17 protein-coding genes are annotated in these 15,564 nt (G+C 50.7%); 10 read left to right on the plus strand and 7 right to left on the minus strand.

Translation table 11 applies throughout. The features are described from left to right. Positions 1–16: 16 nt before the first annotated feature. From PV02_RS07350 to PV02_RS07375, 6 genes are all read left to right on the plus strand, one after another. Positions 17–370, plus strand: a complete 354-nt coding sequence (locus tag PV02_RS07350) for a prefoldin subunit beta (protein WP_256622729.1) — start codon at positions 17–19, stop codon at positions 368–370. A gap of 62 nt (positions 371–432) precedes the next feature. Then, a complete protein-coding gene (locus tag PV02_RS07355) occupies positions 433–1,425 on the plus strand; it encodes a DHH family phosphoesterase (RefSeq protein ID WP_256622730.1) in 993 nt (330 codons plus the stop codon). Positions 1,426–1,443: 18 nt separating this feature from the next. After that, positions 1,444–2,748 (plus strand): phenylacetate--CoA ligase family protein, encoded by a 1,305-nt coding sequence (locus tag PV02_RS07360; RefSeq protein ID WP_256622731.1) that lies wholly within the window; start codon positions 1,444–1,446, stop codon positions 2,746–2,748. Positions 2,749–2,788: 40 nt separating this feature from the next. Continuing rightward, positions 2,789–3,226, plus strand: coding sequence for an ACT domain-containing protein (locus tag PV02_RS07365; RefSeq protein WP_256622732.1), 438 nt, complete (start codon positions 2,789–2,791; stop codon positions 3,224–3,226). A gap of 73 nt (positions 3,227–3,299) precedes the next feature. Beyond that, the gene (locus PV02_RS07370) at positions 3,300–3,647 is read left to right on the plus strand and encodes a DUF2103 domain-containing protein (protein ID WP_256622733.1); all 348 of its coding nucleotides are present in this window, start codon (positions 3,300–3,302) and stop codon (positions 3,645–3,647) included. An 18-nt stretch (positions 3,648–3,665) separates the two neighbouring features. Continuing rightward, the gene (locus tag PV02_RS07375; protein WP_256622734.1) at positions 3,666–4,643 is read left to right on the plus strand and encodes a methanogenesis marker 12 protein; all 978 of its coding nucleotides are present in this window, start codon (positions 3,666–3,668) and stop codon (positions 4,641–4,643) included. 65 nt (positions 4,644–4,708) lie between these two features. On the opposite strand, the gene PV02_RS07380 is transcribed toward PV02_RS07375, so the two are convergent. The 5 genes from PV02_RS07380 to PV02_RS07400 form a co-directional block, all read right to left on the minus strand. After that, positions 4,709–6,238 (minus strand): thiamine pyrophosphate-dependent enzyme, encoded by a 1,530-nt coding sequence (locus tag PV02_RS07380; protein WP_256622735.1) that lies wholly within the window; start codon positions 6,236–6,238, stop codon positions 4,709–4,711. Positions 6,239–6,251: 13 nt separating this feature from the next. After that, on the minus strand, positions 6,252–7,169 hold the full coding sequence (gene mmp11, locus PV02_RS07385) for a methanogenesis marker protein 11 (RefSeq protein ID WP_256622736.1): 918 nt from the start codon (positions 7,167–7,169) through the stop codon (positions 6,252–6,254). Positions 7,170–7,287: 118 nt separating this feature from the next. Then, a complete protein-coding gene (locus tag PV02_RS07390) occupies positions 7,288–8,997 on the minus strand; it encodes a glutamate--tRNA ligase (protein WP_256622737.1) in 1,710 nt (569 codons plus the stop codon). Positions 8,998–9,133: 136 nt separating this feature from the next. After that, positions 9,134–9,433, minus strand: coding sequence for a hypothetical protein (locus tag PV02_RS07395; RefSeq protein ID WP_256622738.1), 300 nt, complete (start codon positions 9,431–9,433; stop codon positions 9,134–9,136). Continuing rightward, positions 9,433–10,164: a fumarylacetoacetate hydrolase family protein gene (locus PV02_RS07400; protein ID WP_256622739.1), complete on the minus strand. Its 732-nt coding sequence runs from the start codon at positions 10,162–10,164 to the stop codon at positions 9,433–9,435. The genes PV02_RS07395 and PV02_RS07400 overlap by 1 nt, the downstream gene beginning before the upstream one ends. Before the next feature lie 495 nt (positions 10,165–10,659). Between PV02_RS07400 and PV02_RS07405 the strand changes: the two genes are divergently transcribed. Next, a complete protein-coding gene (locus PV02_RS07405; RefSeq protein WP_256622740.1) occupies positions 10,660–11,904 on the plus strand; it encodes an ArsB/NhaD family transporter in 1,245 nt (414 codons plus the stop codon). 78 nt (positions 11,905–11,982) lie between these two features. Here PV02_RS07405 and PV02_RS07410 read toward each other — a convergent pair whose 3' ends face one another. Next, positions 11,983–13,020 carry a tetratricopeptide repeat protein gene (locus PV02_RS07410; RefSeq protein WP_256622741.1) on the minus strand — a complete coding sequence of 346 codons (1,038 nt, stop codon included), beginning with the start codon at positions 13,018–13,020 and terminating at the stop codon, positions 11,983–11,985. Between the two features lie 210 nt (positions 13,021–13,230). On the opposite strand from PV02_RS07410, the gene PV02_RS07415 reads away from it, so the two are divergent. After that, positions 13,231–13,692 carry a DUF5788 family protein gene (locus tag PV02_RS07415; protein WP_256622742.1) on the plus strand — a complete coding sequence of 154 codons (462 nt, stop codon included), beginning with the start codon at positions 13,231–13,233 and terminating at the stop codon, positions 13,690–13,692. A gap of 10 nt (positions 13,693–13,702) precedes the next feature. Here PV02_RS07415 and PV02_RS07420 read toward each other — a convergent pair whose 3' ends face one another. After that, on the minus strand, positions 13,703–14,248 hold the full coding sequence (locus PV02_RS07420) for a RimK/LysX family protein (protein ID WP_256622743.1): 546 nt from the start codon (positions 14,246–14,248) through the stop codon (positions 13,703–13,705). 152 nt (positions 14,249–14,400) lie between these two features. Between PV02_RS07420 and PV02_RS07425 the strand changes: the two genes are divergently transcribed. After that, positions 14,401–14,628 (plus strand): DUF1059 domain-containing protein, encoded by a 228-nt coding sequence (locus PV02_RS07425; protein ID WP_256622744.1) that lies wholly within the window; start codon positions 14,401–14,403, stop codon positions 14,626–14,628. A gap of 348 nt (positions 14,629–14,976) precedes the next feature. Beyond that, positions 14,977–15,486, plus strand: a complete 510-nt coding sequence (locus PV02_RS07430) for a type 1 glutamine amidotransferase domain-containing protein (protein ID WP_256622745.1) — start codon at positions 14,977–14,979, stop codon at positions 15,484–15,486. The last annotated feature ends 78 nt before the right edge of the window (positions 15,487–15,564 follow it).

A 15,564-nucleotide genomic window follows, 5' to 3' on the forward strand; every position in this document is an offset into this window, starting at 1 on the left:
TGCCAGGTGAAACCAAATGAGTACGCAAATACCCCCACAGATACAGAACCAGTTAGCACAGTTGCAGCAGGTTCAGCAACAGGCGCAATCACTTGCTATGCAGAAGGCACAGATGGAATCCCTGCAGAACGAGTCACGGGTGGCGCTTGAAGAGCTTGAGAAACTTTCAGATGATGCAGTTATCTACAGGACTGTCGGGGAACTCCATATCAAGGCTGGCAAGGAAGAGACTATTGCCCAGCTTAAGGAGAAAGTGGAAACACTATCATTGAGGCTGCAGTCCATATCCAGACAGGAGGAACGTATCTCCAAGCGCTTTACGCAACTTCAGGAACAACTTGAGCAGTCCATGGGGAAGCAGGCACAGTAAGCCCTCTTTCCTTTTAATGACGTAACTCGGGTCAATCTATTTAGTGATGATCAGAGGTGTTCATGCAAGTTGAAGAACTGGAGTTTTACAACCGGCTTCTGGACTATCAGAATATCCTTTATTTGTGCCACCGTAATGCCGACCCGGATGCAGTGAGCAGTGCTTTTGCCCTTTCTGAGGCTATCGGCGGGACTATAGGACTTGTTGATGGCTGCAACAGGGTCGCTTCTCTTTTGATAGACAAACTGAAGATAAAAGTAGTGGAAAGACCGGACCCTTCCGAGTATGATATCACGCTGGTCGTGGATACGTCCACCATTTCCCAGCTGAACGATATCAAACTGGGAAAATACTGTGTCATAGATCATCATGCCACTACTGCTCTTATAGAGAATGCCGATTTCTACCTGCACCGTCATGCCACGTCCACCGCAGAGATGGTCTTTGGCATCCTCAAGATAATGGGGGCTCCCATCATGCGCAGGACTGCACTGGGGCTCATGACCGGCATAATTACCGATACAGGCCACTTCAAGCATGCCACTGCCGAGACCTTCAGGACGGTATCTGAGATCGTGGATGCAAGCGGGGTGGAGTATGCAGAGGTCCTTGAGATGATGGCTACAACACCGCAGGACATATCCATGCGTATAGCCATGCTCAAGTGTGCTACAAGAGCTAACATCGAGCGCGTGGAGGACTGGCTTATAGTGGATTCGCATGTGAACTCTTTCGGAGGGGCGGCTTCTTCTATGTTCCTTAACATAGGTGCCGATATAGCTCTCATAGGCACATCAAGGGATAACAATGTAAGGGTCAGTGGCAGGGCCAAGCGCGAGGCTGTCAGCGCCGGAGTCAATCTCGGAAAGATAATGGAGGATATAAGCTCCAGCTATACCGGGACAGGAGGAGGCCATGCAGGTGCCGCCGGGATAGATGTTGTGGCTGATATGGATGTCATTGTTGAAGAATGCAAGGGCAGGATACGGGAAGTATTGAAAGGAAAACCCAATCCTTCAATATGTCCCGCTGTCCTGCAGGAAGATCCTGAATAAAAATGAAATGGCGATAGAATGAGAGAGTACTGGAACCCATGGATAGAAAGAATGCCTGTTTCCGAACTGGAAAAGATACAGGAGAAAAAGTTATGTGACCTGGTGAACTATGTTTACCGGCATTCGGGCTTTTATAGGAAGCGATTTGATGAAGCGGGCGTGGACCCCGGGGAAATAAAGACCCTTGCGGACCTTAAGAAGCTCCCGTTCACCTACAAGAGTGACCTGCGGGACACCTATCCCACAGGCATGTTCTGCGTGCCTAACGAACAGCTTGTACGCTTCCATGTATCGTCCGGGACTACGGGGAAGCCTACCGTTGTAGGTTATACCCAGAACGACATCGATGTATGGACCACATCCCTTGCACGGGCCATGACATCCATCGGTGTGGGAAGGGGCGATATCGTCCAGGTGGGTTACGGTTACGGTCTTTTTACAGGAGGTCTTGGCGCCCACTACGGTGCTGAGGAGGTTGGTGCCACCGTTCTCCCGGTCAGTTCAGGCAATACCGAAAGGCAGATCGAGCTGATGCAGGACCTCGGGTCAACAGTGATTGCATGCACACCTTCATATTTCCTTTTCATGAACGAGGTTGCTAACAATCTGGGTGTCAGCATAAAGAATAACACCCAGATGCGGGTGGGTATCTTCGGTGCGGAACCCTGGACAGAGGAAATGAGGAAGAGGATCGAGGAGTCCACGGGAATAAAGGCATACGATATCTATGGTACTTCGGAACTGAGTGGTCCTCTCTTCACAGAATGCATGTACCAGGAAGGCATACATGTGTGGGCAGACCAGTTCCTCATCGAGATCATCGATCCGGTAACGGGAGAGCAGCTACCCGACGGCGAGCGCGGGGAACTTGTCATCACGACCCTCGCCAAGGAAGCTCTGCCTCTCATCAGGTACAGGATAGGAGACATCACTGTGATCAACAGGGATGAGTGCAGGTGCGGAAGGACCCACCCGCGTATAATGCGCGTGTTGGGCCGTGTGGACGACATGCTCATCATCAGGGGTATCAATGTGTTCCCCGGACAGATCGAGGCCGTGCTCATGAAGATACCCCAAGTTGGGGAGCACTTCATGATCGTTGTTGACAGGGTCAATGAGCTTGATGTCATGAAGGTCCAGATAGAGATGACTGATGAGGCTTTCAGCGACAAGGTCAATGATATAATGGTTCTTGAAGCCAAGGTATCATCCGCCCTGAAGCACGTGCTCAACCTTGCCGTAAAGGTGGAACTTGTTGAGAAGGGCAGCCTGCCACGTTCCATGGGCAAGGCCAAGAGGGTCATAGACAACAGGAAATTATAATATCTGTCACTACATAATCTTGATCTGTAAAGGTGGTTCAATGGAAGATAAGATAATAAAACAAATTTCCCTGTTCGCTGAGAACAAGCCGGGCCGTCTTGCCAATATTGCCAGCAACTTCCGCAAGTCCGGCATCAATATAAGGGCTTTCACAATAGCCGAAGCCGGAGACTTCGGGATCATCAGGATGGTCGTTGACAGGCCTGACGATGCACATGAAGTGCTGCATAATGCGGGTTTCACAGTATCTGAGACCAACGTTCTCGGCGTTGAGATGGAAGATGTGCCGGGAGGCCTTGGGAAGATAGCTGACGTACTGGGTGAGAGAAGCATCAACATCGATTATGCATATGCTTTTGTCACAAAGACCGAGAAGGCATTGCTCATACTGAGGGTCAATGATATTGAGGGAGCCATACTTGTCCTGCAGGGAGCGGGCATCAGGCTGGTAGACATGGCGGATGTACAGCAGATATGATCTGCTTATATCCCTAATCCCTTTATCATCGCGACCACTACTAATTTATATTCCTTACATTTATTTCCATCAAATGAATGCCGGTATACCTGCGGGTCCAACAGACAAGCCAAAAAGCAAACTTGGCGGTTCTCATACCACTATAATCGGGGAGCGACAGGGGAAAAAGATCGTCGCTCTGGTAAGCCAGCACCCCGAAGTGAAGAAAATAATTCCCTCAGTTATCACTGTAAGGGCCAAGGGGGCTTCAGGCGGCATTATTACCGGCAAGGTCCAGCGTCCCGACGAACGGGGAAATCTCCGTCTGCTCATATCATACGGCACATCCTCCCAGGAACTGCGTATCGTCACTACAGTAGGTGATGTTCTTGAAGGTGAGCGTATAATGAACGAGCTGAACGCAATGCTTAAGGACGGCTAATCTTAAGGGGTGTTCATTATGTTTATCGGAGTAGATCATGGTACGACTGCAATGCGTTTTGCATCCGCCGGCAAGGATGATGCCGGCGTGATCAGGCTGGAAGTCCCCAGACAGGACATCGCTCCCATGAGCGAGCCGGAAGTCATATCCCTGATCGAGGAAGGTTTTGGTGTGAAGAGCGATGAGATCGAAATGATCGCTGTCACTTATTCCATGGGTGACAGCATAACATCGATTGAGAACATCGATCACGTCCAGAACCGTGGAGTAAGGAGCATCGAAGGTGCAGGCAAGAAAACAGGCGGTGGAAGCCGCGTGTTCGACGCAGTGAAGAACTCCGGCATTCCTGCTGTAGTCATCCCGGGAATACATGACAAGAGCCGTACAGATCCCCGGCTCAATGTGTTCTCCCACTCCACAAGCCCGGAGAAGATAGGTATCGCCTATCATGCTTTCTGCATGGGACTTGCGGATTTCGTGCTATCGGACATAAGCTCCAATACAGTCACCCTCGGGGTTGCTAATGGCAGGGTCATCGGTGCTATCGATGCCTGTATATTTGCCCCTGGCCTGGTCCATGGGCCTCTGGATGTGCAGGCGCTGAGGGACGTGGATGCCGGAAAGATCAGCGCCAATGAGGCATTCACCAAGGCAGGTGTGCTCAAGCACACGCCTTTCTCTGACAGGCACGAGCTATTAAAAGCCGCGCTCAACGGTGATTCCGAGGCACTTCTTGCGCTGGACACCATTGCTCTGTTCGCAGCTATGGAGATCTCCTGCATGCAGATGCTCTTAAAGGACTACGGTTCCAGAGGGGAAGTGGTCCTGGAAGGCTCCGTAGGTGAGATCCCACGGGTGGTGGAAAAAATAAACGCTCATCTGGGGACAGAATGCCATGTTCTTGACAGGTGGAGCGCTGCGATCGGATGTGCCGAGATCGCGCGGGACATTGCCGGCGGCCGCAGGGAAATACTGGGCATACCTGTGAATTTCTGAAACAGGATATATCGCGTGTATGCTGTTTGAAACGCCAAATTGCAGCCTTGCCGGGCACTGCAGGATCAGTACATTACACATTTGCATTTAACATAGATCACTGAAACGCCTTTGAGGTCCAGTTTTTCTTTTATCATCCTTTCCAGCTCTTCAAATGCTGCTTCCCCCATGTTCCTGGCGCCTGCATCCGGATCGAACACTTCAAGGTCCGGGACAAGCGCACGGACAGCCTCCTTTATATCCGGCGCCGCCTGCCCTCCTGTCATGGCTGCGACATCATTCTGCAGCACGATAACAAGTACGTCTGATCCGTGGTCAACAGCATTTATGAGTCCTATTATCCCTGAGTGGGCGAGTCCGAAGTCCCCGATGACAGCAATTCCATTTTTAGTAAAACCGCAGGCAGTGGATATTGCTCCGCCGAGTGAGAAACCGGTGTCGACAGCTCCGAGGGGTTCGGGTGCCGTGCGTATGGAGCATCCCATATCCCCTGCGATCATCACATCGAGCCTGCGCAGTATGTGGTAGAGGGGCATGTAGGGGCAATCGCTGCATATTGGCCGTGGGCCTCTTTCCGCTATTGTCTGGATGGACGTGTATTCAGTTACATGTGCCCTGTCCAGGTTCTCCAGGGCAAAACCTATATGTTCCCTGTTCAGGAGCCCGTAAGGAAGGTGTCCTGTTTCCTTCCCGTACACATTTCCAAATATCCTGGTATGGGATTCTATGAAGGGCTCGCTTTCTTCTGTAACGAGGATCCTTTCATGCTTCCTTACAAAACTCGCCGCCAGCTCATAAGGGAAAGGTGACACGACACCAAGCGCGAGATGCGAAACCGAGTTCCATTGCTCATCCCCCGATAGGAGTTCGTCAACGATCGCTGATGGGAAACCCGAGGATATCACCCCGACACTCCCCTTGGTCGATACTCTGTTAAGGGAGCCCTTTTCCGCTTCCCTGGTAAGGATCGGCTGTGATCTCAGGTGGAACAGCTGGTGCTTTCCGTGCATAGTGAGCTTCCACACGGACGGATCAAAGAGCTTTCCCCGGCCGCCTGCACGGGGAGTGATCCTCAGGACGCGGCCCTCGCTTTTCTCAAGCCTGTCGGTGACCCTGACAATCACAGGTGCGCTTGCCTCCTCAGATATCTCAAAGGCCCTTATGAGGCACTCATAGGCAGTTTCAGGGCCGGAGGGATCGAATACTGCAATCTCGGCTATCTTCCCGTACCATCTTGAATCCTGTTCGTTCTGGGAGCCAAAGGCTGCCGGATCGTCCCCTGCAAGGATGACCACTCCGGCACCAATAGTATGCGTGACCGAGGTTATCAGGGGATCTGCCAGAAGGTTCATCCCTACATGCTTGACAAGCACGAGTGACCTGCATCCGCACACCGATGCTCCCAGGGCGGTCTCCATCGCAGACTTCTCGCTGGTGAACCAGTGAAAATCGTAGGTGCCATCATTATCCCGTATAAATTTCTCAGCAACGGCAGTGATTGGAAAACCGGCAACAGCTGTTATTCTCTTTACACAGCTGTCAATTGATGCAAGATACAGTGCATCGAGCCCGGTAGTATGTATTGTCTTCTGCATGCTGTTCCTGGTGTCAGTTATCGCCGATCATGGCGTCAGGCCGGACAGAATCATCGGGACGGGCAAACCATGCCAGCGCAGCCAGCGCGCCAATTATGCCGTTGCCGTCTATCCATATCTCGACACCATGTTCCTGTGCGTACCGGAGTGCATATTCCCTGCTAAGCTCTCCTGAACGGCATTTCATGCTGTACTCCTGCACTGCTGCAGCATCGAAATCAGAAAGCACGACCATGCCTGTGTCTTTTGAGACGCTGTATCTTATGAGTGCCGCCCTGATGCTTTGGAGCAGTTCCTCCTTGGCAGCCGCACTGGTGCAGGCAAATTCCAGCACAGTGGAAACGCAGTTCTGTGTCCTGGCCGCCACGGGGTAGAGCTGTACAAGGGAGTGTGACAGGTAGATTGATTCCGGGCAGTCGAGCTCTTTAGCTATATTATGGGTCAGGGTCCAGGTAGCCCCCTTTTCCTTGGTGTCGGTGTCATCGATGCCTATAATGACCCTTTCTCTCCTCGGGACCACGATAGTGCCCTTTGCTGCACGGCCTCCTCCTGATTCAGTGCACTCGTAACGCAGCACTCCGTTAGCAAGGGCCCTGCATCTGGTGGCACCGACTCCGCCACCTCCAAGGCCTGCATATGTTATGGATACCTCATCACCGCTGACAATCACTGACTCGATACCTGCCGCGAAGCGGGAAGGTTTCAGTTCAAGGTGCGATGTGCCTGTTCTCACAAGGTAGCGTATCATGTTGCCAATAGACCTTGCCTTAAGCACAAGCGGTGAATGTGAATAATGGAACTTTACCCATGCAGCACCACCATAGCAGTTAGTGTGCTCGATGATCTCCGCATACCCGTTGTTTTTATCGCATACAGCATATATGCCCTTATAAGGAATGGTGTATGGATCCTCAAGTACTATCTCTTTCATCTGAGTGCCTAATAGCAGGATAATACTTTAAATGTTTTGTTTGTACCCGGCTTTGCAGAAAGCCTGCACATTAACCACGACATTCACAGAAAATAGGAGTGAAAAGGAGATTCCCTTCTCACTTGTGCGTATAGTAAGCCACTATCTCGCTGCCTGCCGAATCGATACGGCAGAACCCGAACCTCTCGAACTGGACAACCTTGTCCAGCTCAGCGGCAATCTGTTTCTCACCAATGCCTGTGAACTCGCCGTCCGGGGAGAGTACTCTTACAGGGACACCGTTGACAGGAGCCCAGTGGATGATCTTCATCTTCTCCTTCTTCGCGGACCCGATGGTATCGTCAATATAGCGTGCCTGGAAAGGCTCCATGGAAGTGATCTCCACGTTGTAGAGATCCTTGAGCCTGACCTTGGAGCCGGCTGCAAACTTCCCGGCGTCTTCCCTGCAGACCAGAACCTTAGTGCCTACATCGATCTCACGGCAGCCGCGGTCTTCTGTGGGATGCAGCGGCGGGTTTGCAGTACACGGCTCTGCACCTGTGATCTCAAGCTCCACGGGGTCCCATACGAAGAAGTACCTGTTGGCCTTTGGCTCCACGAGTTTCCTGTTCTCTGCATAAAGTGTGTCAAGACTGATACTGATATCTGTTTCACCGACACCCATATCGAGCATGAACTTGCGGACAGCTTCAGGCTGGATACCACGCCTCCTTATGGCACGCACCGTGGGCAGGCGCGGATCGTCCCAGCCGTTGTACTCTCCTTCCTCTATGGCCCGGCGGAGGCCGCTGGTACTGAACTTACCGAACTCATGCATCTTCACGCGGCCCCAGTGTGTCGTTATGGGATAGTCCCAGCCGAGATATTTATAAATATAGGTCTGACGTTTCTCGCTGTCCATCAGGTCCTTACCCCTGATGATATGCGTCGTGCCCAGGACATGATCCTCGATGGCGCCCTCAAAATCAAGGAGAGGCCATACAATATACCTGTCCCCGACTTCCGGACGGGGATGTGGCATCCTCAATATCCTGAAAGCCCCGAAATCACGCAAAGCCGGGTCCTTGTGCCTGATATCTGTCTTGATGCGCAGTACAGCGGATTTCTCAGGATAAGCTCCCGAGAGCATCTTGTCCCAGTGCTCCAGGTTCTCCTTCGCAGGTGTGTTCCTGTGGGGACATGCCTCCTTTGCGTCCTTGAGAGCTTTGAATGCCTCACTTTCACAGAAGCAGACATAGGCATGCCCGCCCTCAATGAGCTTTCTCGCATGTTCGTAATAGATGGGGATCCTGTCGGAAGCGATGATGATCTCATCCGGCCTGGCGCCGAGCCAGTTACAGTCCTCTCTGTACCAGTCATAAGCCTCCAGCATGGGACGCTTGGTCTGTGTATCAGTATCATCGAAACGGAGTATCAGCTTGCCGTTATACTTCTTCACATACTCGGAGTTCACCACTATGCCCCGGGTACTTCCAAGGGTGGGAGGACCATTAGGATTTGGCGCAAAGCGCATAACGACCTTTCCGCATTCAGCCTTTTCCAGAGGCTTGAGCCCCTTCTCAGGTTCCTTTCTGGTACAGAGCTCTTCTATAAGCTCCGGAGCTATCTGCTCAAGGCGGGCCTGCCACTGTTCAGGACTGCCTTTTGTGACCTCTCCAAGTATCTCCTGGATGAAAGGGGTCACTTCCTTTGCCTTGTTACGCAGGTGGGGGCACTCGCCCATAACACGGCCCATAACGGCGGCTATCTGTGGAGCCTGGCCATATTTCACAGCGTTCTGAAGGGCATACTTCTCAACGGTCTTTTTGTCGTCCTCGGTTAGTGTCATCGCTATTCTCCGAAAGGATATGGATCAAGGATGATCCAAGATGAGTGTTCATTATCTGACAGTATATCCGGAATATCCGATTTGTGTTTTTTGAAAGAACAGGCTTGAATTGTTATAACCGGATTTAAATGTGCGCTTACTGGGGTTTGCCCATGTCCCTTATACGGGTGGCCTTAGTCACCACGTCAGAGATATCGGCCTCAAAGGACGAGAGGAACTCCTCCACTGAATCTCCTGTTACCGCACCATGTGTGGATGGCTTTATGAGCCTCTCCTGTTCCAGGATGCGCAGCGAGTAACGCACTTTATGGGTGGGCATGCCTGTCTCCTCGGCCAGTTTCAGGATACCGATGGGGCCGCGTTCCACAACTGCCCTGAGAACCATCAAATGGCGCTCCGCAAGCTCCAGTTCCCTGATGATCTGGTCGAACAGCATTATACAACCTCGTTCCTTAACGTTCCGATCCCTTCTATCTCGATCTCCACAGTGTCACCCGGGTGAAGCTCCCCTACCCCCGGCGGAGTGCCGGTGGCTATGATATCCCCAACCTCAAGGGTCATTATGCCCGATATGAACTCTATCAGGTATGGCACATCGAAAATGAGATTGGAAGTATTTGAATCCTGTCTTGTCTGGCCATTGACCCTGGCTTTAATGGAGGCATTATCCGGATCGAATTTGGCTGCCGGTATGATGAAGGGACCTACCGGAGCAAAGGTATCAAAGCTCTTGGCCCTTGTCCACTGTCCATCCTTTCTCTGGAGGTCACGGGCGGTGACGTCATTGAAGCATGTGAAGCCCGCGATCACATCATAGGCCCTGTCGTATTTAATGCTCTTGCACTTCTTGCCGATTATCACTGCAAGCTCTGCTTCGTAATCCACTCTCTGGCTGCTTCTGGGATACAGGATCCTTCCCTCATGGCCCAGGATGGACGAGGGTGGCTTTATGAAAAGTATGGGCTCATCCGGGACCTGCAGGCCGAACTCCGCGGCATGATCGTGATAGTTCAGTCCTATGCACACGATCTTCGTAGGACTGCTGGGCGGAAGGGTTTCCAGTTCATCCAGTTCATAGGTCTTCCCGTCACCATCGTGGGAAGTGACAATGCCGTTATTTACCTCTCCGTAGAAGATGTCGTCAAGATATCTGAAGCGTCCAAACATTAGTCAAACTCTTTGCTTTCATTCTAGATAAGTATAGATGCTTTAGCTGAATGAAGGGGCTTTCCAGCTAATATCAGCATCATCCCATACTCTGTCCGATCAGTGGGTATAGATTCAATTATAACTATTTATTATTTAAAATATTTATTTATATTAATACGTATATATTCTCTTCGGAGATTACAATATGGGATCTCCGGAAGTGCCCTGCTAACAAGGGGGGTCATTTCCATAGCAACGTGAGGATTAGTATGCAATATACAAAAGAACACCACGAGAACCTTTACGGCTTCCGCGAACGTGACAAGTTCGATTATTCCGTAGACATAGTTTTCGGGGAGTTTGACGAAACCATAGTGCTCTTGCACTGAACGATACGATCCATGAGACTGCCGGGAAACAACTGCAGTCCCATGCAGCATTTACCATCTCTGCGGCTTTACGGCCTTGCAGAGAGGAATATATTTAAGCATGGTCCCTGTTCCTGACAACTTGATGACGCTGCCTGTCCTCATACTTGCAATTGTTTTTATCCTGACCGCAATAAGACAGATAGGTAACCTGAGGCTTGGCATCTGGCAGATAATGTCGCTGGGCGCTCTCGGAGTACTGCTGACAGGGCAGATATCAGTTACTGATGCCCTTAATTCTGTGAATATGGATGTCATGCTCTTCCTTTTCGGAATGTTCGCCGTGGGGCAGGCATTGGAGATGAGCGGCTATATTTCCCATATCTCCTACCGCTTTTTCAGGAGTGCGAGGACCCTTGATGCCGTAATACTGTACATCCTGTTCGGGATGGGCCTCGCATCCGCATTCCTGATGAATGATACACTGGCAATAATCGGTACGCCTGTAATGCTGCTCCTTGCCAGGGAACATAACATCGATCCCAAGGTGCTGCTTCTGGCATTGGCCTTTGCCGTGACCACAGGAAGTGTCATCAGCCCCATAGGCAATCCCCAGAATCTCCTGATAGCCCTGGGCGGGGGTCTTGAGGACCCTTTCGTTACCTTCGCCCGCTACCTGCTGCTTCCTACAGTGGTGAACCTGCTGATAACCTACATGCTGCTTAAGGTCTTCTACAGGAAACATTTCTCTCCTGTACCGCTTGACCATGCAGTGCCAAGGATCACTGACCACAGGCTTGCCAGGTGGTCAGGTATGTCACTTTGCCTGGTCGTCATCCTGGTGGCGGCGAAGATCGTTGTCACATCGGCAGGCATTCCCTTCGATTTCAGGCTGACCTACATTGCCCTTATTTCGGCAATCCCTGTGCTTTTGCTCAGCAGCCGGAGGAAAGAGATACTGCAAAAGATGGACTGGCATACACTTGTGTTCTTCGCTGCCATGTTCATACTGATGGAGAGTGTGTGGGATTCAGGATTCTTCCAGGGCGTCATCGGAATGACAAGCATCGATGTTAACTCGATCCCTATGATACTCGCGGTGAGCGTCCTCCTGAGCCAGTTCATCTCCAATGTTCCTTTAGTTGCACTTTACCTGCCTGTCCTGTCGCAGGCAGATATGACTGTCCTGCAGATGATGGCACTGGCAGCCGGAAGTACTATAGCAGGCAATCTTTCCATCCTTGGAGCAGCGAGCAATGTCATCATTATCCAGAACGCAGAGAAAAAAGGCAATATAAGCCTGAAATTCTCTGAGTTCGCGCTGATAGGCGTACCCCTTACGACCATACAGATATGTGTGTACTGGCTCTTCCTGTCAGGCCTGCGGTGAAAATAAAATAAGGAAAAAAGGGTCTTCTTAGAGACCTGTTCCGGAACGCTTATATTCTGATGGAGCCCGGAATCCCGATCATATATAGGTCGCGACCTTCAAAGCTATTATCACTGCCACAATGCCGACCGCCCAGAACTTGAGCGTCTCGCTCATAGGTATCCTGATATCCATGATCTGCATATCCTCCTTAGTCACTGATGCAACTGTCTGTGTTTCTCTGGACTGGCCCTGCGGTCTTGTTCCTTCAGGACCTTTTGCTGGCTGTTTCACGGGCCGTTTTTTCTTTTCGTCAAGTCCTGTCTTAAGAGATCTCTCGCCTGCATTCGCAAACCGGGGCTGCGCTTCCTTTCCGCTGTCTGCAGCTTCTTCTTTCCAGAATCCCGTTCCCTCTGAACCCGACTGTACTATTCCAGTCACGGCAGCCTCTGCTTTTGCCATGGGCCCCGCATCTGCCTGCAGGGTGTTCCCGTATGCATTTTCCTCACGTGGCATAATCTCTGTCTCTTGTACCAGCTGCATATCACCGGAAGTGGAATGGGAACTGATCATCTCTGTATCCCGGACTGCTTCCTCGTTCTCACGCCTGCCAAGATTACTGAATATGGACTCTTCGCCTACAGGGGGCTTATAGCCTGAACCGCTCCATCCCGTCTCTTCTGCCATCCGCTCCTTTCCGGCCTGTTCATGTGTTTCTCCTTCGAAGCTCTCCCCGGGCTCTTCCATGAACCCTTCAACCGCCTCCCCTGTGAGTTCCTCTTCCAGCTCGCTTTCCATGAAAGCGTCATCTTCATTTTGGTTTTCCGGGAATACGGAACTTTCCGGGTAGTCTGCTGCGGGTTCTGCACTATACTGCTTCTTTCCGATAAGTCCCTGGTAATCAGGGTCTATCTCTGTTGCGAGGTCAAAGCATCTCTGGGCTTCTTCGAAGCTCCCCATTGTTTCAAGGACCCTGCCTTTCCTGAACCATGCTTCCGCATTGTATGGATTGGCATCCAGTGCCTTTGTATAGTATTCAACCTGCTTTTCAGGGGTTTTGGCATTCTCAGCCAGCTTAAGCCAGTTCTGGGCGGCTTTTATTTTATTCTTGGATTTTACTTCGTTAAGCATTCCCATGATAACACCTTATTGACCAGAGGAGACCATGCTCTGCAGGATACCTTGTACTGAGACTTGTATATATTTATATAAATAATTATTTTTATCTCATTTAGTTCCTTTACTTATTAATAGTTGCTTATCGCCTGTTCATCTACAATATCTCGCGCACTTGAAGCTTCGAAACGTATTTGTGCCATACAGGCAGAATTCATGGAGGGGAGAGATATGAGCGGAGAACCTGAAGACGATCTCATTACAGAACAGGAAAGGAAGCAGCTCCTTGCCGCATTGCACACGCGCCTTTTCTGGGTAGGCAAGGAAATACCTTACAACTGTGACATAAGGGGAAAGATATGCAACCTGCATAACATTGTATGGGAACTGCTCCAGAAGGAGAGACTGGACGAGGAGGACAGGAAACTCATTAATAAGTGTATCCTCTACATCGATGAAAAAGCAAAAGAGGATGAACTGGAGCTTTCAACGGGGCAGCTCACCCGGGAAGAGGCAGACAGGCTCTTCGATGAGACTGCCGGTCTTATGAGGACTCTCATGAACCTCAGGGATATCGAAGAAGGAAAGTCCAAAGAAAAAGAGAGACAGTTCCATGAAACCTACTCGCGTGAAAGAGTGGCCGAAGCCAGACGATGGCTTAATCTCCTACGGGATACAGGAGAACTGAAATAGGGCACGGCTTTCAATCAGGACCACTTGATTCTGCGAGCTCGTACTTAAAGGACCACATCGGAAGCCCGTCGATCTCAACATGCTCCAGGTGTTCCATCTCATGTGCTGCATAGAAGGCCGAGGGACCCGTGAACGCCACAACCTTATCAGCGGCCTCGCGCACCATGATCGTTCTTTTCTCTGTGCTGATGCGCGCCACAAATATCCTCTCCGCTTTCAGGGTTATGGAATAGGGGCGTGTGAGCAGTACCCGCTCCTCCCTGTTGCCGCATTTTTCCAGCCGGTTGACCAGTCCTTCCCTTGCGACAGTCTCAGGATTGACCAGCAGGTATATTTCCTCCAGGGTATTGCCTGTCTTCGTACTCTTATCATAGTCGGTATGGACCCTCATTACTGAAATGCTCCTGAGATGCTCGGCTGAATAGCTCCACGCCCCTCCCGTCTTCAGCGAAAGCAGCATTGGATAGAAGGCATCCCTTGGAAGGTCGAAGCTCCCGAAAACTGCTTCTTCCCTTGAGCTCATCACAAGCATGGATCTCAGGTCACTTACTTTCATGATCATCCCTTTCCTGATATTCGGGAGAGGTGCTTATATATCTTGGTCCGGTCCCAGGTACTGCCCGGACTGATCAAAAAACCTAGGTTTATATCCTTCGGCTTCCATTCATTTTAAACCTGAACCCTGAACCATGAATGAGGAGTCACTTTATGAAGATAAGGCTTGTGAAATGCGGAGACATAGGAATCGCTAACTGCAATTACATGGCAATCGGCAATAATCTGGATGATGTTGAAAAGAACATGTACGATCATATAGAGGCCGAACATAAGGATCTGCTGGAAGAGATGACCGATGATGAGATCCATCAGCTTAAGCACAGGGTCTCGACATTTCTCGGAAGAAGCTGCGGATGCGGCCATCTGCCAAAACCATGAAGTGAAGCTCTGACCGACGCAACACCATGAAGTAAAGTCCTGGCCGATACAATACTAAGTGTAAGGCCTGCCGGCAGACATAAGAAACAGATACCTCCCGGTTCACTCGTGCTATGTGTACACCATCGAACGGGAGGTATCCACGGAAGGGGGGTGTTTTCTCTTCAAAGCACAGCTGTACACTTTAACTTAGGAACTATGAATATAAATAAACCTAAGTATTAGGAATACTGAACATTGTTACACCGAGTCCAGAAGTCTCGGACTTGAGAGCAGATGTTCCCTGTTGCCATAAAATACATATAATCCGCGCCCAGAGTACTATGCATCAATCTGGGAGTAGGTGTTTTGAAAGCTTTAGTATTCGGAGCAGACGGATTTGAGGATGTGGAACTGATTTACCCTTGCCACAGGCTCAAGGAAGAGGGAGTAGAGACTCATATCGTATCCATGGAGAAAGGAAAGATAACTGGCAAGCACGGTTACTCTGTGGAGGCCGATGCAGCCTTTAAGGACATCGACCCTTCTGAGTATGGCCTGCTGGTGATATCGGGAGGGAAGGGGCCTGAGAAGATGAGACTTGACAAAAACGCACTGGACATCACCCGGCACTTCTTCTCAGAGAATAAGCCTGTCGCTGGCATCTGTCACGGTCCCCAGGTGCTCATATCAGCAGGCGTCGTCAAAGGGAGGAAGGCCACGGCATGGCCCGGGGTCATTGATGACCTGACCGCTGCAGGTGCCCGGACAGAGGACAAAGAAGTCGTTGTTGACGGGAACCTTATAACATCCCGCGGTCCTAAGGACCTCTACGCTTTTGGCAGGGAAATGATGAAGAAAGTAAAAGAGGCAACCTGAGCCCCTATCAGGTTAAATCTTCTCTTCGGGGATCTGCCCGTTTTCTTATTTGTGTTGCCGGTCCCATATCTGCGGACT

The organism is Methanolobus chelungpuianus, from assembly GCF_024500045.1.
In the GTDB taxonomy this organism is placed as follows: domain Archaea; phylum Halobacteriota; class Methanosarcinia; order Methanosarcinales; family Methanosarcinaceae; genus Methanolobus; species Methanolobus chelungpuianus.